This window comes from Gracilibacillus lacisalsi DSM 19029 (assembly GCF_000377765.1).
In the GTDB taxonomy this organism is placed as follows: Bacteria; Bacillota; Bacilli; order Bacillales; family Amphibacillaceae; genus Gracilibacillus; species Gracilibacillus lacisalsi.
Window position 1 is genome coordinate 120,364 of record NZ_KB898666.1, and the last position, 21,716, is coordinate 142,079.

A 21,716-nucleotide genomic window follows, 5' to 3' on the forward strand; every position below is an offset into this window, starting at 1 on the left:
ATTATAAGTTAATGGTATGACTTATAAAGTGAGTTTTCCGACAGTAGGGGTTTTAGGGGCGAATAGTACCGGTCATAAATCAAAGTTTATACTTAACATGCTATAAATATTAAAGGAGTGAGCCATCACTGGTCACTCCTTAATTATTTTATTGAGTTACCGTAATACTGCCATTTTTCGTCGTTAATTTAACGAGATTATCTCCATCTCCAATTACCGTATTATAATTCGAATTACCAAACAAATTTACGCTTCCGTTGTTTACTTTTGTATCAAGTACCGCATTAGTAGGTTCCTTTTCACTCTGAATCTTAATTCTTCCATTATCTGTTTCAAAGTTGATATTGCGATCCAAATCAGCTGTTACTAGAGAAATTGTACCGTTATTTGCCCTTGCTGCCAATTCTCCCTCCACGTTTGTAAGATCAATTTTGCCATTGTACGTTCTTAATTGATAGGTATCCGCTACAATTTCACTAAGCTCTACTTTTCCATTTTTCGTTTCTACATTTATATCATGTACCGCTAAATTTCTAGCATGGATACTGCCATTACTTATATCGACTGCTAACTGCTGATATTCTTGTTCAGGTAAATAGACTGTTATCGTACGTGTACTATTAAAGAAATTAAAACTGAACCATTTTCTCATCTCGTGTTCTGTATGAACCGACAATGAATGATTATTTTCTTCTACAACTAACTCCGTTTTAGCATGACTACTCTCGGTTCCCGTCATTTCAACCTTTGGGGTAGGATCTGTTGTAGGTATGATCTCTACTTTTTCATTGTTCGCATCGATTTCAATAGTGCTAATTTCGGCATTTTCAACTTCCTTCGTTACAGCAAGGGGAGCTGGTTCGTATATACGATAAAAAACTATACTACCTATTATCCCCACGATTAATAGCGCACAGGCAATTGTAATGATTCTCTTTACATTGATCATGATTTCATTCCACCTTTGACAAGATTTACATTATAATTCAAATATTTGATCAGTCCTTTTATACCAAATCGGGTGAGATACAGCATTCCAATCAGAACTAATAACCCCAGTCCACATAGTGTTAAGGAAAAAAACATATCAAAGAATTCAAAGGAATCAGGAAAAACAGCTACATTAATTAGAAATAATAGCGGAGACAATACGAATGCTGCTCCTGTTATCCAGCCTGCTGCAATCAAGCTGACGATAGCGATAAAAGGACCGAGTACAATTACTAAATTAAAGAAACTTAATCCAATGACAGCCCAAACAGCTTTAAATATATTGCTTGCCGATGAAGTTGACTCCACTTTTTCAACATAATAGCTTGCTAATATTTCTTTCTCAATTTGGCTTGGTGAACCTAACGAATGAGCGATTTCTTCTTCTGTCTTCCCTTCCTCTTTACCAACCTCGAAGTGCTCATTGAAATCTTGCAAAATATCTTGTCTTTCTTCTTTAGAAAGCTTTTCTAGTCTCGATTCTAGACTCGTTAAAAATTCCTTTTTATTCATTACTAACACCTTCCTTAATTATATGATTTACCCCTTCAGAGAATTGCTGCCATTCTTTGAGTAATTCATACAAATAATCTCTTCCTTTATCCGTCAATTTGTAATATTTACGAGATGGTCCTTCCACTGATTCCTGCAAATAAGTCGTAAAGTACTCCTCCTTTTTCAATCTCCTTAATAAAGGATAAACAGAACCTTCCGATATAGCTATTCGATCTGATATTTTTTTGACTAGCTCATAACCATAATGATCCTGCTTATTTAACAAAGCAAGTACACATAATTCTAGCGCTCCTTTTTTAAATTGGATATTCATGTTCGCTTACCTCCGATTTTCTCGCCACTACTATACATTAAACAGTACTGGCATACAATTAGTACTCTGTAATTAAACTATACCACCAACTACTGTATAATGCAAGGTACTATTTTTCTTATAAGTGAAGGAGAAAGATACAAACTGCGAAATAGTGAAAATTTTATATAGTTACAAAATGGCTTTCGGGGATATCTCCTTCCCTTCCCTGGATATAGTCGTTTATCCCCGGAAGAGAGGATCTTTTCCTCGGAACAGAATGACGCTTCCGAGGATATCCTTTGCTGTTCCAGGGATATCTCCTTCTCTTCCCTGGATATAGTCGTTTATCCCCGGAAGAGAGGATCTTTTCCTCGGAACAGAATGACGCTTCCGAGGATATCCTTTGCTGTTCCGGGGATATCTCTTTTCCATATCTACATTACTTCGCAGTATACGTATACTACTGTGCATAACGTTTAGGCATTAAAAAACCCCCTTTTTGTTTCATTACAAAACGGGGGATTATTAATCTTTTAACATTGCCTTGATACCAGCGATGTTAATTCCTTGGTCAATCAATTCTTTTATTCTCTTTAATCGTTCGATATCCTGTAAAGAAAACATTCTCCGGTTACCTTCATTTCTAGCTGGAGAGATTAAGCCTTGTTCTTCATAGTAACGAATTTGCCTTCCACTTAATTTGGTTAGCTCTTTTACGACACTAATTGGAAAGGTGGCCATATGATCTGGTATATCATGATTCACGTTCTTTTCCTCTCCTTTCAGAATTAAGGCAAACTAGCAATATGCGTATAAATATCTTTTAAATTAGTGAAGCCCATTTCTTCTACTTTCTTTACATTTTCTGACCATAATTTAGCAGTTGCTGCAGCATCATATAACGCATGATGCCTACGGCCAATATCTACTCCGTAGTGATCACACCATTCATCTAATGTCACGAATGAAACATCTGGAGACACAACCTTCGTTAAAAAAGAAGTATCTATAATCCGATGCTGAAAACTTGTTTTCAAAGCTGTCCAGCTTGCATGTTTCATAAATTGCTTTTCATGACTCGAATGATGGGCAATCAAAGTATCACTACGAACAAATTGGAAGAATTGCCTTAACACTTCCGGCAATGGTGCTGCTTGACTTAGTTCTGCTTCAGTGATCCCGGTTAAAGCTGCAATTTCTTCTGAAGGAGGTAATTCACTATAAACCGTTTTATAAAATAACTGGTCTCTTAAGACTTCTGATCCTTTCATTTTCACTGCACCTATCGAGAGAATACGATCTCCATTGTAAGGGTAAAAGCCAGTTGTTTCGATATCAAACACTACTACAGCTAAGTCTTTAAAAGGCGTATTCAACACATCTTTTTGCTTCAATTCTCTTTGCAAATTACGCATATAGGCAATCTTTCTAGCATCTGTTTGACTTGTTACAGGATTCATATCATTCATTTTCCCTGACATCTGCTTAATAAATTGAAGCATTTGATTCATTACCATTTAGAACACTCTTTTTCTATCGTATTTTTTGCCTGCTGAAATAGTTCCGCACCTTTTTTCATGTATTCCTTCAACTCCTGTTTGTCTTTTTTTGATAATTTCTTTAAAGGAATATAATGTACTTCTTCATATTCAGTTACATCTTTGGTGAACTGAAACTTAAAAGCTAGCAAACTTTCAAACAGTCTGTGATACTCAGATAAAAAGGAGTATTTCTCCTTAAGAGCTGCAAACCTTACAAGAGTTGGTGCTTTCATAATATGGTTACATAAAACTAATAGTCGTAGTGCATTAACATATGGAAACAATGCGGTCGTTTTAATATTAATCTGACCTGTTCTTTTTCCTGATTGTTGCGGCAATAACTGACCAAATACTCCTACGCCTTTTTGTATAAACCCTACATTATCCACCAGTCTATTCATAATTTCTGGGTGACTTTGAATATATGAAAATGTTACTTGTTTAACATCCTCCAGTAATTTTCCTTCCCCTAATAAGACACGTGAATCAAAAAAAGTGGAGAAATGGCGTAATGATTGCCAGCTTTCTTCATCAAGCCAGTCGCTGACTTGCCGCTTCCAATCTTCGATTGATTTTGTCCATCGTGATTCCGATGCCATCACTTTACCTTCACACCGCTCATAACCGACTATTTCCAAACCATCGACAATCTCTGTACCTAACTTTTGAAAATAGGCTTGATGTTGTTCAGAACCATTAAAAATAATACCATGATCCTGATCACTCCAAATGGATTGTTCCCTTCTACCGGCACTACCCATCAGAAAAAAAGCGAAGGGAGCAGGGACTTCACCCTGCTCTACCTTAACTTTCTCCAGTGCTAATTGTACGGTTTTTAGCATTAAATCATCGTGAAAATCGTTTAATTGTTCATGGTCCATTTGTAGGTGAATCTGCTGTTCACGCCATTTCCTTATGTCTTCGTAACTCATGACGGAGGTCATCTCCTTTATCGAAGAACGATGCATTATTTTGCTTGTTCATTCGGGTGTGGAATGTTCTCAGGATAACCATAGCTACCATGCTCACTCATGTCAAGGCCAATGATTTCCTCTTCTTCAGAAACTCTTAGTCCACCCATTACTTTATCCATAACCTTAAGGATAATGAATGATACAACAAATGCATAAGCACCAGATGCTACAACACCTAAGATTTGAACACCTAATTGCTCGAATCCACCACCGTAGAATAAACCGGGTTGACCCCAATCCATGCCGACTGACAATTCATGTGTAGCGAAGAAACCAGTTGAAATTGTACCCCAAACACCGACAGTACCGTGAACAGATAATGCAAAGATTGGATCGTCAATTCGAGCACGATCAAAGAATCTCATACTTGCGTAAACGATCAGACCACCAATCGCACCAATCACTACTGCTGCCCATGGTTCAACGAAACCACAAGATGCTGTAATGGCTACCAGACCAGCTAATGCACCATTTAATGTCGTTGGAACATCTGCTTTCCCTGTTACTGCCCAAACGAGTAACATTGCTGCAATTGCACCAGCTGCCGCTCCTAATTGTGTGTTTAAAATAACATAACCAAAGAATGCATCTTCCACTCCAAATGTACTTGCACCGTTGAAACCAAACCAACCTACCCAAAGTAATAATACTGCTAATGCTGTATATACTTGGTTGTGTCCTGCTAATTCATTAGAAGAACCATCTTTATTGTATTTACCAATACGAGGTTTTAAAATAACCGTTGCTGCTAATGCTGCCATCGCACCTGTTAAGTGTACAACTGTAGAACCAGCGAAGTCTTGCTTACCATGATCCGCTAACCAGCCTGCACCCCAAATCCAGTGAGCAACAACCGGATAAACCAGTGCCGAGAATAAAACGGCAAATATAACATATGCTGATAATTTTGCACGTTCCGCGAAACCACCGAATGCAATGGTTAAGGCAATGAGTGCAAACATCATTTGAAACATAAAGTCAACTGCTGGGGATAACCCATCCTCACTAAATGATGTATCACCATAGAAGAAATCAGATAAACCAATAAACATATTACCATCACCATAAATGAAGCCCCAACCAACAGCCCAGAATACGATTGAGCCGATCCCAATTGTAAAAATGGTTTTTCCGGCAATGTGGCCGGCGTTCTTCATTCGAGTAGAACCAGCCTCAAGTAAAATAAATCCACCAATCATTAATAAAACTAAAAAAGTACCAATAATGACCCATAAATTATCCATAAGTACAGTATCCATAATCTTTTCCCTCTCCTTGTAAATAATATTAACATCAACTGTTAAATACAGTGTAAGCTGAAATCTAGTGCTCCACAATTTTTATGTAAGGTAATCTAACAAGGTTTTTCGTAGAGGGTAATTTGGATCAGATTTGCATAAGCGAAACTGGGCAACCATCGCTGGTCCATTATTAAATGCTATTTGTATGTCGATTACTTGGGTAGTAATGATGGAATATATGAGCAGCTTGACGACCACTCCGGCTACCCATTTCTCTCCGCGGGTTTGCCCGTTAGCTAACTTTCCCGAGCCGAAAATCCACTTTGCAAAGATAGTTGAGACCCTACCCGCGAAAAGCGAAATAATTAGTCGGAACCATTGGTAAATACACATAAAACATTTCAAAATAACTACTTCATTTAACACGGTGATTGCACGGTTTTATACTTTCTTGTTTGACAATAAAAAAACCCCTTTCTCCAAGCTAACTGGAGAAGGGGGATTACTGTTATTGTATTTGGTCTAACAATTGATACGCTTCTTCTGCAGATTTTACATTTAACAATTGCTCTCTAAATTGATCATCCATTAATTTTCTGGAAAGCATCTGCAGAATCTTCAAATGTGCATCTCCTTCTGCATGCTTCGGTACGGCAATCATAAAGATTAATTTCGCTAGAGAATCATCAGCACTATGCCAATCTACTCCATCTTTTTGAAGGCCGAACACAACGCGTGGTGCTTTTACTGCATCTGACTTACCATGAGGAATAGCAACATTCATACCGATACCTGTAGAGCTTTCTGCTTCACGATCTAATATTGCTTTTCTGAAGTCCTCTTTAGAAGTTAACACATCATTTGCATCTAATTTTGCAATCATTTCATCAATAACTTCATCTCTGTCATTTGCTTTTATCTCTGTATCGATTAAGTTAACATTTGTAATATCTGTTAGTTTATCGATTTGTTCCACTGATTGAGTGGCAGGTTCATCATTTATTTCTTCCTCAGCTTCTTCCAATACTGGTTTATCTACATCTTTTTTCAATAACTTGATCATGAACGCTGTCACAACCGAACCGATAATAATGGCAACGAAGAACATCAATACATTGTCAACCGCACCTAATACCCCAACAATTGGACCACCGTGTGCTACACTATCTCCAACGTTACTTAACATCGCAATAACTGAACCTGTCATCGATCCGACCATAATACTCGGGATCACACGCAAAGGATCCTGTGCCGCAAATGGAATCGCACCCTCCGTAATACCAAAGAATCCCATTGTTAAAGATGCTTTACCAGTTTCTTGCTGGGCTTGTTCAAATTTATTTTTGAACATTAATGTAGCCAAACCTAAACCAATTGGTGGCACCGCAATCGCAACTGCAATGGGGCCCATAATTTCATAGTTACCTTCCCCAATCATGGCAGCACCAAATAAAAAGGCTACTTTATTAACCGGTCCACCCATATCAAATGAGATCATCGCACCTAAAATAAGTGCTAATAAAATCGAGCTTGTTCCTTGCATACCTGCAAGCCAACCTGTGAGTGATTCAAAAATTTGTGCTACTGGAGCACCGATTAACAATACAAAAAGAAGACCTACTACTAAAGAAGATATTACTGGAATAATAATGATTGGCATAATGGGTTGTACCATCTTTGGCACTTTAATTTTCTTAATCCATAACGCCACATAACCCGCTAAGAAACCTGCAATAATACCACCAAGGAAACCAGCACTTGCTTCGCTACCGTAAAAACTACCATTTGCTGCAATATAACCGCCAATCATACCTGGTGCAAGACCAGGACGATCTGCTATACTGTAAGCAATATAACCAGCAAGGATTGGTACCATAAAGCTAAATGCTGCAGCACCAATCGATTCTATCGTTTTCCAAAAGGAATCCTCCGGTATTGCAATACCACCTTCTCCAGGATTACCACCTATAGTTAAAGCAATGGCAATTAGTAAACCACCAACAACGATAAATGGCACCATAAAAGAAACACCATTCATTAAGTGACGGTAAATTGGATTTTGCTTCGTTCCTTCTGAAGCAGTCGGCATTTTTTCTTTTTTACTACTTCCTTCCCCTTTATGGACTGGAGCATCATCACTTAACGCTTGTTTAATTAAATCCTTAGGATTTCGGATCCCTTCCTGCACTCCTGCAGCTACTAATTTTTTACCAACGAAACGGGATTTATTAACCGTTTTATCTGCCGCAATAATGATCGCGTCTGCTTCTTCAATTTCAACAGCAGTTAATTCATTTTCTGCCCCAATTGAGCCTTGCGTTTCCACTTTAATATCTATATTCATCTCTTCTGCTGCTTTTTCCAAATTCTCAGCAGCCATATACGTATGCGCAATCCCATTAGGACAAGATGTAATCGCTAATATTTTTGTCATTTGTAACACACCTTCCCTTGTTGTAATTACCCATAGTATACCCCTAAATTGGCTTGTCAAAATAAAAGAAACTTACCACTACTTCCGGCAAAAATGATTTTTTTGTTCAGATGAACAGGGAAAATCGCCCCATTTATTATCATGAGAAAAACTGTTTCAAAACCGGGAAAGCCCACCTGGTCCTGTCCAAAGTAGTTATTTTGACATGAATAAGGCGTAACAACCGCTGCGGCTTGCCCACTTCGTTTTCCATCTACATATCATTTCAAATTGACCACCTATGATACAAAAAAACGATCATGCCGCGGATTATATTCTTTCCTATCTGAGAACAAAAGCGCAGAGCGACCGCTTAAAAACGTAGCGACTTCAGGATCAAATTGCGGTAGGTGTATTAGAGTTACTCAAAAACTTGAAAAAAGTATTTGACATTGTAGGCTAGACAATAAGAAATCCTTACAATTCTCAGAACTGAAAGGATTTTTAATCTATTATAGCTAAAAAATTATCCACATCTGTTACAGCGGTCAGTTTGGCAACCTTCTCAGGATTGCCTGCTAACCTAGATAACTGGTGGAATAACTTTCTTCTTTTATCGGAAGGCTCCTGTTTTAAAACGAGAAAAAATACTAAAGAGACTATTTCCGTTCCCCATGTAATCGGTTCTTTTAACGTTGCTACTATTATGGCAGACTCTTTTACTAAATTTGGGTCCCCATGAGGAATGGCAATACCACCACCGATTGCTGTAGCTGCTGCTCGTTCACGAATTAGCGCTTGATGACCATAATCCTCTTCTACCAAGCCATCATGAACTAATCTCTCTGATAATTTCTCTATTAATTCAAAGCGATGTTCTATAGCTAAATCTAAAAATACATAATCGTCTTTTAAATAACCTCTTAATACAGAATCACGATTACCTTGGCTCTTTCCAAGCAAGGCATTACGCAGCTTATTCTTGTCATGCTCGTTAAAAAGAGGGGTAATCATCACGTATGGAATAGTTTCACTCTCTATGGGCATGGTTGAAACAATTAGGTCTACTGACTGTTCTTTTAAAAACAGTTCCAATTTATTTTGTGGAAGTGTTGCAATAATATCGATTTCATGAAACGATGCAGCAATTTTCGAACGTAATATTTCTGATACGCCAATACCCATATGACACACAATTACTATTTTCTTGTTAAACTGTCGTTCCCCTCTTATTCGTTCCACTGAAGCTTGATAATGTAAGGTTAAAAATGCCACTTCATCTTCTGGAATTTTAAATGGCAATTCCTCTTCCATATCCTGCAATGCTGTAATTAAAGCATCAAACATAAATGGATACATCTGTTTAATATCCGCTGCCAACGGATTTTGAACAGGGAGTTCATATTTCAATCGATTGATAACTGAATAAAGATGCACCTTTAATCCATCTTTTAATGTTTCATCCTGACCAAAAGGCATTAATGCTAAAACACTCAGCCGTTTGGTCAGCACTTCTGTCAGCCATTCTGCTTGTCGATCAACATCCGCATCGAAGTGAGACACATCACCATGCCTTTCCTGAAACTTTGCACCTAGAAATTGCATCGTTAAGTATACCTTTTCCTGTTCTAGGACTTTAATAACAAAGATACGCTCTAAGTCCTGCACTAATTTCTCCATCCATTGAAATTCTTGTTTCTTTGTTATAAAAGTTATATGTTCTTTATTTATATCTACCATATGATTTGATTTCAATCTTTTCATCATTACAATGATATAGATTTTTAAATTCTTTATACTTTCATCTGTTAGTGGTATTTGATAATGGCGAATAAAGGTTAAAAAAGATTGATCCAGTGCTTGTCGTTCATGTTCTTGCACTTGTTGATACACAAAAGAAAAATCTCGTGAGTCTTTCTCTTCTTTATAAAAATCAAGATGCTGGATTGCTATTCGAATATCCTTTTCTATTGCTTCGACTACAATACCAACTTTTTGCTTCGTCTTTATCTGTACATTTTTAGTTTTCAACCATGTTTCCATCTCTTCGATCACTTTTTTTATGGTAGAGTGTGACACAAAGTAGCGATCTGTTAACTGTTGAATGGAGATATTTTCATGAATAAGAAGCTGAAATAATATTTCTTTTTGTTCTACAACGTCCAAAACACTTCTTTTCTCCCTATTTTCAGACTGTATGAATGATAATATCTCCTGCTTTTCGTCATCAGATATTTCAATCGATACACCGACACCAGGCTTTCTAATCAATTGCCCATTACTTTGTTCTTTTAAAAACGATTCCACTATTTGCAAATCATTACGAATTGTTTTCTCTGAACAATTTAACTCTTCGGCTAAATGCTGCACTAAAGCTACTTGTCCATCTTCTAGCAATAATTTTTTAAAGAGAATCCGCTGCCTCTCCTTCATGAAATCACCTCCATCTCCAACACAACAATACTACAAGTCACATGCAACCGCAATGTCAATCAAAAGGAAAAGGCACTAACCGAACTGGTTGTGCCTTCTGCTTTACTATTTCAATTATAACAATCTACCAAAGACGTAGGTGATGAGAAACCACAAAATCCCAAAGAAAATAATTAAATAGGTTATATATTTAATTGCAGCAACGCCAACCTTACTAGAGTCTGATTTCTTCTCTTTTCTTTCGACTTCGATATCTCTGTGTTGTGTCATAAATAATCATGCTCCTCTCTTTTAGTAGCGTTACTGATGTAATACCACTTAACGAGAGTTTAAAACAACATACTTTCAAATTAGAAAAAAAGCATTAGCACACAAAATTCTTTGTGTGCTTGTCAAACTTATTTCGCTCTGATTTGGTCCTGAAAACCAATTTCTTTGTGTGATCCATCACAGAACGGTTTGTTTTTGGATGCACCACATCGGCATAAGGAAAATTTTGTTTTTGTTTCGAATGGATTTCCCTCTGCATCCACTAATTCAACATCTCCTGTTACCAAAATCGATCCATTGTCCCTTACTTTTAATTGTACTTTATTGTTAGTCTCACTCATCTTTTATTACCCCCTCTACAAATTTTAACTGAGTTTCTTCGCTTCTGTCTATCATCACTTGTATAAAATATTATGCTTTTTCACACATTAAAATGAAAGGCGGGATAAAAAGATGGAAAATCATGAACATGTAAACTATTTTGATCAATCAATAGCAGATTTCAAACGTGGTACTAGAAGAATGGAAGAATACTTACCGGAAATGACGAGAGGATATTTCGAGTTTACCGAAGAGGCATTTAAGGATGGAACAATTGCTAAAAAAGAAAAGCAACTCATGGCGCTAGCGATTAGTATTTATGCCCAGGACGAGTATTGTATTATTTATCATTCAAAAGGTGCTGTCGAAAACGGTGCTAGCCAGGAGGAACTAATGGAAACAATTGCTGTTAGCGCAGCACTAGGCGGAGGTGCAGCATTCGCCCAGGCCGTAACCCTCGCCACAGACTCCTATGCGCACTATCAACAAAAACTACATTAAGTATAACCGGGCCAATCTTGAGCCCGGTTTTTCATTAAGAGCTTATTTCGAAGGTTGTTGTTTCTTTTTCTTTTCTTTTTAACTGCTCATATCGCTGTTTTTGTCGATATCCATAAGTTGCAGAAAGTATTGTTTCTTCACTTTCTAAGGCAGATCCTAAAGCACCGATGATTGTTGCAAAGCTGGTGATAATCCACGCTATGTAAAAGTAATTACTGTAGTTAACGTGAGAACTTACTTGCGATTCTAACATACCAATAGGAATGAATAAAAAAACAGCAATTAAGAACAGAAGATATAAGTTTAAATAGAATAATGTAACTGAAATCACCAAGGTACAAACCGTGGTTATATTGTATAACATTCTTTTTAGGTTATTTGTTTCAATTCTTGGAGATTCCCATAATTTATGAGCGACGATAATCCAAGTTACCATCGCAATAATCGACACAACACTTAATATAATCATACGCCACGTCTCATATGCACTCGCTAACATCCATGAAGTCGGAAAAATCAAGGCATAAGTTCCTGTGGTAAATGCAACAACCATTACTTTTATGAAAGATGGAAACATTCTACAAGGACGGTTCGCCCGTACCATACCAGGTAAAATTCGCAAGCCACCTAAGTATCTTGAAGGAATAGTAAAACGAACATCTATATTTTTCTCACCATTCTGCGGTGTTTCTCTTCTAACTGGAGAGAACCTCTCAAGCCCTTTCTTGCTAACTAATATATAACCATTAACAATTCTTAGACCGTCTTTAGCTGCTTCCTCTATCTTATCTCTCAATTTTTGTTGGCCTTCATCAGTAACTCCTCTATACATTTCATTGACTAATTGGATAATAGATGCTCTAATTCGTTTGACCATTGGGGTAGATCCAAGAGCAGGCAAACTAAGTAATGCTATATTCTTTTTTTCATATGCTTCAGCAACCACAACCTTACTATTATGGAATAACGGTAAATCTGTTAAGCAAACCAAAAAGGCATTATCATGTTCTTTTGCATTTTCTAATTTTGATTCTAAAATTTCCCTTGCATTCTCTGTCGATCCTGTTAAAGGATCTATTTCGTGTTCAAATTCCCATTTTACTGTTTCATCAACATAATACTCCAACAAGGAAGGCAAATCACTTTTCATTTCATTAATGACATCATTTGCAAATCCTGGAGCTGTTATAATTTTTATTTTTTTATTAGAACTGCTCAACATCACTCACCTCATACAAACCATTTACTAATGTTTTACACAAAGTTTGTGATTTAAACCATTTTATAGTTATTCATTCTAAATAAGGAAGCGTTATACTAATTAGGGGTTCTACCTTCAGCTAACTTTTTGAGGTTTGATACAATGTAAAATAAAAGATGTAATATCCGTACGTTAAAAAAATGTAGAACGTTATTTAGCGCAGGCGCCCACTTCGACTCCTGTGGGATCAGCGTGATCTGAAGATCCACTTTTGTAAAGCGATCTTCTTTACAAAAGTTAGCTGAAGACACGCCCCACGGAAAGCGAAGTGGGCAAGCCGTAGCGGTTGTACGCCTATTATTCATGTCAAAATAACTACTTTGGACAGGAACGGGGTGGGCTTTGCCGATTTTTCCTTAATCATAGTAATTCAGAAGTATTGATACGGAAAGGGAAGTGGGCAGCTGGAGCGATGCTTTCGTCTACATATCATTTCCAAATGACCACCTATGATACAAAAACACTATCATGCCGCGTATTATATGCTTTCCTTATAAACAAAAAAAGCTTAAAACCTATTCCATTTACTTAATAGGTTCCAAGCTTTGTTTACAATTCATAAGGCGTTTCCTGATAAACATAATAATTCAGCCAATTAGAGATTAAAATATTAGAATGTGTGCGCCAGCGTAGTTTTGGTGTTTGATTCGGATCATCATTCGGATAATAATTTTCTGGTATGATCGGGTTTAGTCCAGCTGCCATATCCCGATCAAACTCTTTCTTTAATGTTAAAGCATCATATTCTGGGTGGCCTGTAACAAAGATTTGTTTACCATCTGTTGAGGCGACCATATATACCCCCGCTTGCTCCGATTCACTTAATATCTTCAAACTTGGGACCTTCTCGATATCTTCTTTGCGTATATCAGCATGGCGTGAATGGGGCACTAAAAACTCCTCATCAAAACCACTGACTAACTTCTCCCGTGGATCATTGAGCGTATGTGTATAAATGCCTGATAATTTTTCCGGCATCATATACTTATCTACCCCATAATGATAGTAAAGACCTGCCATTGCACCCCAACAAATATGCAGGGTGGAGGTGACGTTCGTTTTACTCCACTCCATAATTTCAGACAGTTCTTCCCAGTAATTCACTTCTTCGTAAGCTAGTTTTTCAATTGGTGCACCAGTAATGATTAGTCCATCATATCTATTAGCCTTTACATCATCAATCGATTTATAAAATTGCTTTAAATGTTCTACCGATGTATTCCTAGAAGTATGTGTACTCGTATGCAACAATCCTACCTCTAATTGTAACGGGCTGTTTCCTAATAAACGCAATAAATGGGTTTCGGTTTGCTGTTTTAATGGCATTAAATTTAATATTAATATTTTAAGTGGCCGAATGTCTTGTTTAAATGCCCTGCTTTCATCCATAACAAAAATATTCTCTTCTTGTAACTTACTTTTAGCTGGTAATAGATCCGGCACTTTGATAGGCATTTTTTGTGACTCCTTTGTTAATAAATTCCCTAAAATAAAAAAATTCACGATAAAATCTATTTTATCGATATTTCGGTTTAAAATAAAGGGAAATGTTTTTAAAAAATTCTGACATATTATACTTCTGATGTTATGGTTAAAAAGGATGCCTCCTATACGTAAGGCATCCTATCTATTACGCCATCCATTTTGGTGGTGTATCTTTTCCCCAATAAACTTCTGCTATCGGGAAATGCTCTTCGAATTGATCGATTCGCAAATGATAGTGGAATTGAAAATAATAACCGTCTTGTGGTCTTCTTAACCGATTGACATGAAACTTTGCAACATTTTCTTTATCTTTTATATGGTATAGGTTAAAGATACGTTCTCCATATCCGCCTGAGGGCTCATCGGCAATCATTAAGTATTGGCTTTCTTCATCACCAATTTCTTTATATAATTCATCTAATACCGTTTCAATATTTGGTAAGACAGTTCGATTAAGATCTCCATTGACTTTTGAAGAAATTTTGGTACCTAACTTTGCTTGCACTTGTTCTTTTGCAAGATGATTTAATTCCTCGAGATAAAGTTGATTCGAGTCTTCAAGAATTAGGTTTTCTTCTGTTATCGAATCTTCTATTTCCTCTTCGTCTACTTGTTTCGGCTGATCTTCACTTGGCTCAATGTCCTTTTTGCCTAAGTCTACATCAGCATTAATGTAGATAGGGGGAACATATAACCCAAGTGTTAATATCGTCACTAATAAAACGGTTAATTTTTTCATCCACATTTTCATCTCGATCGAACTCCCTCACATCGACTTACTAAAATTTTATCATGTTTTACTAATTTGTCCATACATGTAAAGGGTCTTTTCATTTTTTACATAAATTTTACTTATGTTTGTGCTAAGCTTTGTCTTAGATTTCCTGGTTGTTCTGCACCAATCACTTCACTATTAAAGGGAGCTACTTAATGTAACAACAGAATCAGCTTTTTTCAAATCCAAATCATTTGTACATTCTCCTCACCTTATTTTGAAAAAAAAATCCTTCCCTATAAAGATAGAGAAGGATTCTACGATTAATTGCATTACGCTCCAACAAAAATCAATCGCCGTCGAATCTTCTCATCTTCGAATCAAAATTGATTCTCTGAAATTGGCACCGGGTACATGCGTACTGGTTGCCGAGGCTTCGCAGGGTCAGTCCCTCTACCTCTCTGGATAAGAAAATCTTGCGTTTTATTAAATTGTAAATACATCACTTGGTTTGCTACAAATCATATCATACTACTTTAAAAACAACAAGCGCTTTTTTAATTTTCAGATAATAGTATAAATCTGTTCATTTTACACCAAAATAAGGATGATAGTTTATGCACAAATAAGGTGGGACAAACAATGGATCAAGAACATATAGATAAGTGGAAAGACCTTGAACATGATTTAGACCATGCCATTCCGGAAGAAGTCCTTCCAGATATCGCTTATTACCGAACTCTTGTTGTTAACGTCATCATGATCGGTGCCCCAAATGAAGATTGGGTGTTAATCGATAGTGGCACACGCAAATATCATGACCGGATTCTTCACGCTTGCGAACACCGTTATGGCAATAAACCACCACAGGCAATTATACTAACCCATGGTCACTTTGATCATATCGGTTCCGCGAAAAAATTGGCAGAATACTGGAACGTACCAATATATATCCACGAAAACGAAATGGATTTTGTCACAGGCAAGAAGGAATACCCTCCAGGGGATCCAACTGTTGGTGGCGGAATGATTTCATTATTATCAACAATATTCCCTACCAAGCCAGAACACTTGGAAGGTCTTGTAACGGCATTGCCAAATGATGGTTCTGTTCCTTTTCTCGAGGATTGGCAGTATGTCGAAACACCCGGTCACACCCCCGGTCACATCAGTTTGTTTCGTGAAAAGGATCGTGTATTAATTGCAGGTGATGCAATTTCAACTGAAAAACCGGAGTCATCCTGGGCAGTGTTTTTCCCTTTACAGCACGTTTACGGACCACCTGCTTATTTTACTGAAGACTGGATTAGCGCAGAGGAGACTGTCAAAAAGCTAGCTGATCTAGACCCCGACATGATAATCGCCGGTCACGGTTTGCCGATGGAAGGCGAGACAATGAAAAAAGAACTAAAGAAACTGGCAGATAGCTTTATTGAACAGGCAATTCCCAAACATAAGCGACAGTGATGAAATAGCTACTTCATTATTATATATAAGAGAAAATAAGCAATTCGCTCAGTCGCCTCCTCTAATGGCTATCGTGAATAATATCAACTGCTTGACCACCACTCCGGCTGCCCATTTCCCTTTCCGTGGGGGTTGCCCTTCAGCTAACTTTTTCGAGCAAAAACCGCTCGATAAAGTGGATCTTCAGATCAAACAATTCCCTAAGGAGTGGAAATGGCCGGCCTTCGTTAAGATCTACTCAACAACGCTCACATGAGGTAACACGGTTGTTTTTACTCTAAATAGTCGTGAAGTCGCCTAGTTTCTGAGTGCTTGGAGCTAGACAAATCTCAAAATTTTCTTACCTGATACATAATACTTTTCAAAATAACTACTTCGCTTAACACTGTCATTGCATCGATTTTATCCTTTTTTGATAAAGAAAAAACATGAACACCAATGGATGTTCATGTTTAGCCTCGTTCTATTTTTCTCCTTCAAAGTAGACTACTTACTATTTCACTACTCTGATTCTTCTTCATCATACGGCTTACTGTTTTTAATAAAAAAGGATAGAATTAATCCTATTAAGGTGATAATCGAAAGGACTAAGAAGGCTGTATTCGCGCCAGTTATCCCTGGGTATTGATCACCGCTTTGTTCAGCAATTGATTCTGCCTGTGTTAATACGGTTACGATAATTGCCGTACCAACAGATGCTGACACATTACGTAATGTATTATCCATTGCTGCACCATGGGCAATTAGTTTTTTCGGTAATTGATTTAAACCAGCAGTCGCTGCAGGCATCATTACCATAGAAATACCTAGCATTCTAATTGCAAACACGATTGTCAAATACGTAATCGATGTTTTATCATCTAAAATCGCAAATAAGAATGAGCCAATCGTCATTAATGAAAAGCCTACAATCGCAAGCCATCTTGCACCAATTTTATCAAATATCCGTCCTGTTATCGGAGACATAAAACCGGTAATTAGTGCACCTGGTAAAATAACCAGTCCTGATTGTACGGCCGTAAAATCCCTAGCTTCCTGCATGTACAACGGCACAAGAGTTTCCACTGCAATTAACCCCATAAATGCTATCATACCAAGCGTTACTGTTAATGGAAAAATCGAATAAGTAAAGACTCTAAACTCTAACATTGGGTGTCGTAATTTCAATTGCCTTAAAATAAACCAGATCAGTGAAATAACCCCTATTATTAAAACAACAATTGTAATCGGGGAGCCCCAACCGTTATTCCCTGCACTTGTAAAGCCATATAACAAACCACCAAATCCTAAAGAAGACAGGATAATGGATGGAATATCTAGCTTCGGTTTCGAAATCTCGGTTACATTTTTCATTACAAAATAGGCGATGACGATATCAATAATAGCGATAGGTAATATTATGTAGAATAAAACGCGCCATGAATAATGTTCGGTAATCCAACCTGATAAAGATGGACCAATTGCTGGAGCAAAAGAAATAACTAACCCTACTAACCCCATAATTGATCCCCGTTTATTAACCGGGAATATCATAAGAAATACAGTTTGCATTAATGGTAACATCACACCTGCACCAGCGGACTGGATGACCCGTCCAGCTAATAATACAGCAAAATTAGGTGCTAATGCTGCTACCAACGTACCGAAAGTAAATACAGTCATTGCAGTAATAAATAATTGCCTCGTTGTAAATCGATCTATCAGAAACGCACTAACCGGAATCATTATTCCATTTACTAGCATAAAAATCGTCGTTAACCACTGTGCTGAGTTAGCAGTAATTCCCATTTCATTCATAATCGGAGGAATTGCTGTAATCATTAACGTTTGATTTAATATCGCGATAAAAGATCCTGCCAGTAACAATGCAACGATAGTTCCTCGCTTTTGAACGGTTGTAGTCATTCTCTCACTCCCTTATAGCGTGTGTTCAAAAAGTTGCCGAATGCGAAACAAGCCAACGAAGAGCTTCGCCGCTTATCATTTGGTGACTTCTTGAACATCATCTTATATAAATTACTTCTAGTCACGAAAGTTATTGTATGCCCTTTTACATCAAAATGCAAAAAATAGAAACCGAAAAACAGTTTCTATTTTAACCAGCCCTTTTCATTCACTTTTGCAATCGCCTCAATACGATTATCCACCTCTAATTTATCTAGAATAATAGATATATAATTCCGAACCGTTCCATTGGATAAAAAAAGTTCTTTTGCAATAGTTTTTGTCGTTTTCCCTTCCGCTAACAATTTCATTACTTCGATCTCTCTTCTTGTTAGAGGGTTCTCTTCCGAAAAGGCGATATCTATTAATTCCGGCGAATAAATCCGTTTTCCTCTCATAATTTGGCGAATGGACTGTGCCAAATCCTCACTAGGACTATCCTTTAATAAATAGCCACTAACACCGGCATTTCTTGCTCTTTCGAAATATCCTGGTCTTGCGAATGTCGTGAGGATAACTACTTTACAAGCGTGGTTTCGTAACTGTTCTGCTGCATCTAGTCCTGTCATTACCGGCATTTCGATATCCATTAAGCAAATATCTGGCATTTCTTCTTTAACTAATTCCAATACTTCTTCCCCATTATTGGCTTTTCCGACCACTTCCATATCTTCCTCTAAATCCAACAAAGCACCTAGCGCTCCTAATAACAACTGTTGATCTTCAGCTAGCACAATCCGGATCACAGCTCTTCCTCCTCTTCTATCTGTTTCAAAACTTTCGGAACAGATATATACACTTCAAAACCATTCTTTTTTCTCTTGATAGCTAATGTCCCATTGACAAATTCCAGCCGCTCTTTCATTCCTTTTAAACCATTTCCATAGCTCTTATTACTTGCATTGCCGATACCATTATCAACCACTTCCAGTTGTATAGCTTGCTTTGTTTCGATAATATTAATCAAACAGGAAGAAGCATGGCTATGCTTCACTACATTGGTTACTGCTTCTTTTAAACACATACTTAACACGTTTTCTAAAAAAAGCGGGAGATGATCGCCATCAGCTTCAAATATAATTTCTGCCTCTATTTCTGCTGCATCTAGTAACTGCTTGGCATGTTCCACTTCTTCACTCAATCGAATACTTCTCATATTGGAAACCATTTCGCGAACTTCTTTCAATGCTTGACGAGCCGTGTCCTGCACATCTTGCAGCTCTTTTTTTACAGCTTTAGGATCTTTTTCGACCAGTTTGGCAGATAATTCACTTTTTAATCCAATCATCGATAACTTTTGCCCCAATGTATCATGTAAATCTCTCGCAATCCGATGCCGTTCTTCTATAATCGCTAATTGTGATATTTTTCTATTTGCATCTTCCAACTGTCCTTCCAATTTCTCCTGTTTAAATCGATTATAGCGATTTATCGGGATTAATATAACCCCTAAAATAGTCATAATTAAAAAGGGAATTTGACTTAAAAACAAGGAATAATTTAGTAAAAACCCTGCTGTCATCGCTCCAACAGTTGTGACGAGGTGGATAACATACATCGTAATAAACCCTGCTTTACTGCGAATATTTCCTATATAAAAAGCAATGAACAATGCAAAGTAAACATATCCAAATAACATCGTCATCATGATATTAATCACAAATTCAATACTTAATCCTATGTATACTAATGGACCGTGCGAATTAAAGGTCATCCAATACACACCAAAAAACAACATGGTTGCGGCTATTCCTGCCGCAATCTCCCAAAGGGTAGTGGAATGGAAAATAAAATAAAATGGCAACACACAAAAAATGATCCAAATATATAAACTTAACCCCGTGTTCCGAGGGAAAATATCATACCAATGCCTCATTGAAATCACCTCACGAAGGACAAACAAGTACATTATTGTTTATCTATATTTTGAAATTTGTCGTATGATCTCTGCTTTTTTCACAAATACTTACTGAATCTCATCACTTCACTTTCAGATATAAATAACCCCCATCACCATTGTACCAAAAAGAATTGGAACAATGGGACAGGGGGAATTATCAGGAACGAATTGTCTGCGTACCTTTGGTCGAAGGTAACGAAATATTTGATTTCTTTTTACTTCGCTGTTTCATTTCCTTAAAACTAATAAAGGTCTTTTGCTCTTCATCATATAGTCGAAAGCGAATTGATTCCAAGCTTGTCTTCAAGGTAATTGTCGTTGCCTTTTGTAATGGCGGTGTTTCTTGGTGCGCCTTCTCCAAATGGTAATTCGGCACTCTTGGTGCTAGATGATGAACATGGTGATAACCAATATTCCCTGTCATCCATTCCAACCATTTTGGTAACTTATAATAAGAGCTTCCGTCCACAGCGGCCTTCACATAATCCCATTCCGATTCATTCTCAAAGTAGGAATCCTCGAATTGATGTTGAACATAAAACAACCAAATACCAAGAACACCTGCTACATATGCAATCGGTAGTTGGACAAGTAAAATTGCCTGCCATCCTAACGTCAGCACGATAATCGCATAGATTGCAACTAACATAAAGTTGATTAAATACGTATTCCAGCGCTCTTTCTTACGAGCATCTTTCCGATTAAAGCGATTTTCATACAAGAATAATGAAAATGGACCTAAACCGAACATCACAAAAGGATTACGGTATAAACGATATTGTAACCTTTGCCATTTACTAGCTTGTTCATATTCATTAACTGTCATAATCCAAATATCACCAGTACCACGTTGATCTAAGTTTCCACTTGTTGCATGGTGTATAGAATGCTCTCTTTTCCATTTTTCAAAAGCAAAATGAGTAAGAACACCTGTCAACGTTCCAATCACACGGTTCCACTTCTTATTTTTGAAAAAGGATTGGTGGGCACAATCATGAAAAATAATGAATGTTCGTACCATAAATCCTGCCGCAACAACTGAGAATGCAAGACTCAAGAAAATGGAGACCGATAAACTTTGATATGCCAAGTACCACAATATAAAGAATGGTGGTATCGTGTTGAATAATTGAATCATGCTTGTTTTTGTTTTCGATGTTGCATACGGCATGACATCTTTTCTTAATTTCGCTTGTTTTTGTTTGCTCATCATCATCCCTACTTTCGAAGCTTACTATATATGCAGTTTACTCCAATTTCAGCTATTTTATAAGACGCAATTGTCAGCAATTTAAAATGACATTTGTCATGTATGAAGTAACATTTTTCCATGATTGGAAATACTCTATTCTGCTATTAGCAAACTGACTTACTGCTTTACATAGCATATAGGTTTACTTCGTAAGAATATTGCACAAATCTCAGCACAAAGATAAATGTAAACGTTGA

General features: G+C 37.2%; 20 protein-coding genes and 1 riboswitch. Of the genes, 2 read left to right on the forward strand and 18 right to left on the reverse strand.

Going from position 1 to position 21,716, the window contains the following annotated elements; translation table 11 throughout:
- Positions 1–148 precede the first annotated feature (148 nt).
- The 11 genes from D569_RS0109120 to D569_RS0109175 form a co-directional block, all read right to left on the reverse strand.
- On the reverse strand, positions 149–949 hold the full coding sequence (locus D569_RS0109120) for a DUF4097 family beta strand repeat-containing protein (protein WP_018932108.1): 801 nt from the start codon (positions 947–949) through the stop codon (positions 149–151).
- The gene (locus D569_RS0109125; protein ID WP_018932109.1) at positions 946–1,503 is read right to left on the reverse strand and encodes an HAAS signaling domain-containing protein; all 558 of its coding nucleotides are present in this window, start codon (positions 1,501–1,503) and stop codon (positions 946–948) included. The genes D569_RS0109120 and D569_RS0109125 overlap by 4 nt, the downstream gene beginning before the upstream one ends.
- Positions 1,496–1,819 (reverse strand): PadR family transcriptional regulator, encoded by a 324-nt coding sequence (locus D569_RS0109130; RefSeq protein WP_018932110.1) that lies wholly within the window; start codon positions 1,817–1,819, stop codon positions 1,496–1,498. Before D569_RS0109130 ends, D569_RS0109125 begins: the two co-directional genes overlap by 8 nt.
- 507 nt (positions 1,820–2,326) lie before the next feature.
- On the reverse strand, positions 2,327–2,566 hold the full coding sequence (locus D569_RS22745; protein WP_018932111.1) for a MerR family transcriptional regulator: 240 nt from the start codon (positions 2,564–2,566) through the stop codon (positions 2,327–2,329).
- A 23-nt stretch (positions 2,567–2,589) separates the two neighbouring features.
- Complete coding sequence (locus tag D569_RS0109140; protein WP_018932112.1) at positions 2,590–3,318, reverse strand: exonuclease domain-containing protein; 729 nt, start codon at positions 3,316–3,318, stop codon at positions 2,590–2,592.
- Positions 3,312–4,274 (reverse strand): DUF294 nucleotidyltransferase-like domain-containing protein, encoded by a 963-nt coding sequence (locus tag D569_RS0109145; RefSeq protein WP_018932113.1) that lies wholly within the window; start codon positions 4,272–4,274, stop codon positions 3,312–3,314. Before D569_RS0109145 ends, D569_RS0109140 begins: the two co-directional genes overlap by 7 nt.
- A 35-nt stretch (positions 4,275–4,309) precedes the next feature.
- Positions 4,310–5,575: an ammonium transporter gene (locus D569_RS0109150; protein ID WP_018932114.1), complete on the reverse strand. Its 1,266-nt coding sequence runs from the start codon at positions 5,573–5,575 to the stop codon at positions 4,310–4,312.
- Positions 5,576–6,065: 490 nt separating this feature from the next.
- Entirely contained in the window at positions 6,066–7,991 is a 1,926-nt protein-coding gene (locus D569_RS0109160; protein WP_018932116.1) for a fructose-specific PTS transporter subunit EIIC, read from the reverse strand.
- Between the two features lie 483 nt (positions 7,992–8,474).
- Positions 8,475–10,403, reverse strand: a complete 1,929-nt coding sequence (locus tag D569_RS0109165) for a BglG family transcription antiterminator (protein WP_018932117.1) — start codon at positions 10,401–10,403, stop codon at positions 8,475–8,477.
- 114 nt (positions 10,404–10,517) lie between these two features.
- The gene (locus tag D569_RS24625; protein ID WP_018932118.1) at positions 10,518–10,673 is read right to left on the reverse strand and encodes a hypothetical protein; all 156 of its coding nucleotides are present in this window, start codon (positions 10,671–10,673) and stop codon (positions 10,518–10,520) included.
- A gap of 128 nt (positions 10,674–10,801) precedes the next feature.
- A complete protein-coding gene (locus D569_RS0109175; protein ID WP_018932119.1) occupies positions 10,802–11,014 on the reverse strand; it encodes a CDGSH iron-sulfur domain-containing protein in 213 nt (70 codons plus the stop codon).
- A gap of 112 nt (positions 11,015–11,126) precedes the next feature.
- On the opposite strand from D569_RS0109175, the gene D569_RS0109180 reads away from it, so the two are divergent.
- Complete coding sequence (locus tag D569_RS0109180) at positions 11,127–11,495, forward strand: carboxymuconolactone decarboxylase family protein (RefSeq protein ID WP_018932120.1); 369 nt, start codon at positions 11,127–11,129, stop codon at positions 11,493–11,495.
- 34 nt (positions 11,496–11,529) lie between these two features.
- Here D569_RS0109180 and D569_RS0109185 read toward each other — a convergent pair whose 3' ends face one another.
- The 3 genes from D569_RS0109185 to D569_RS0109195 all read right to left on the reverse strand — a co-directional run bounded on the left by D569_RS0109185 (position 11,530) and on the right by D569_RS0109195 (position 14,992).
- Positions 11,530–12,717, reverse strand: a complete 1,188-nt coding sequence (locus D569_RS0109185; RefSeq protein WP_018932121.1) for a hypothetical protein — start codon at positions 12,715–12,717, stop codon at positions 11,530–11,532.
- 588 nt (positions 12,718–13,305) lie between these two features.
- The gene (metA, locus tag D569_RS0109190; RefSeq protein WP_018932122.1) at positions 13,306–14,211 is read right to left on the reverse strand and encodes a homoserine O-acetyltransferase MetA; all 906 of its coding nucleotides are present in this window, start codon (positions 14,209–14,211) and stop codon (positions 13,306–13,308) included.
- A 175-nt stretch (positions 14,212–14,386) separates the two neighbouring features.
- Positions 14,387–14,992, reverse strand: a complete 606-nt coding sequence (locus D569_RS0109195; RefSeq protein ID WP_018932123.1) for a YpjP family protein — start codon at positions 14,990–14,992, stop codon at positions 14,387–14,389.
- A gap of 330 nt (positions 14,993–15,322) precedes the next feature.
- A riboswitch (SAM riboswitch) is annotated at positions 15,323–15,428 on the reverse strand.
- A 170-nt stretch (positions 15,429–15,598) separates the two neighbouring features.
- On the opposite strand from D569_RS0109195, the gene D569_RS0109200 reads away from it, so the two are divergent.
- On the forward strand, positions 15,599–16,423 hold the full coding sequence (locus tag D569_RS0109200; RefSeq protein ID WP_018932124.1) for an MBL fold metallo-hydrolase: 825 nt from the start codon (positions 15,599–15,601) through the stop codon (positions 16,421–16,423).
- Between the two features lie 501 nt (positions 16,424–16,924).
- On the opposite strand, the gene D569_RS0109205 is transcribed toward D569_RS0109200, so the two are convergent.
- From D569_RS0109205 to desA, 4 genes are all read right to left on the reverse strand, one after another.
- Positions 16,925–18,328: an MDR family MFS transporter gene (locus tag D569_RS0109205; protein ID WP_018932125.1), complete on the reverse strand. Its 1,404-nt coding sequence runs from the start codon at positions 18,326–18,328 to the stop codon at positions 16,925–16,927.
- Between the two features lie 185 nt (positions 18,329–18,513).
- Positions 18,514–19,113: a response regulator transcription factor gene (locus D569_RS0109210; protein WP_018932126.1), complete on the reverse strand. Its 600-nt coding sequence runs from the start codon at positions 19,111–19,113 to the stop codon at positions 18,514–18,516.
- Entirely contained in the window at positions 19,110–20,243 is a 1,134-nt protein-coding gene (locus tag D569_RS0109215; protein WP_018932127.1) for a sensor histidine kinase, read from the reverse strand. The genes D569_RS0109210 and D569_RS0109215 overlap by 4 nt, the downstream gene beginning before the upstream one ends.
- Positions 20,244–20,424: 181 nt before the next feature.
- On the reverse strand, positions 20,425–21,477 hold the full coding sequence (gene desA / locus D569_RS0109220; RefSeq protein WP_018932128.1) for a Delta(5) desaturase DesA: 1,053 nt from the start codon (positions 21,475–21,477) through the stop codon (positions 20,425–20,427).
- Positions 21,478–21,716 lie beyond the last annotated feature (239 nt).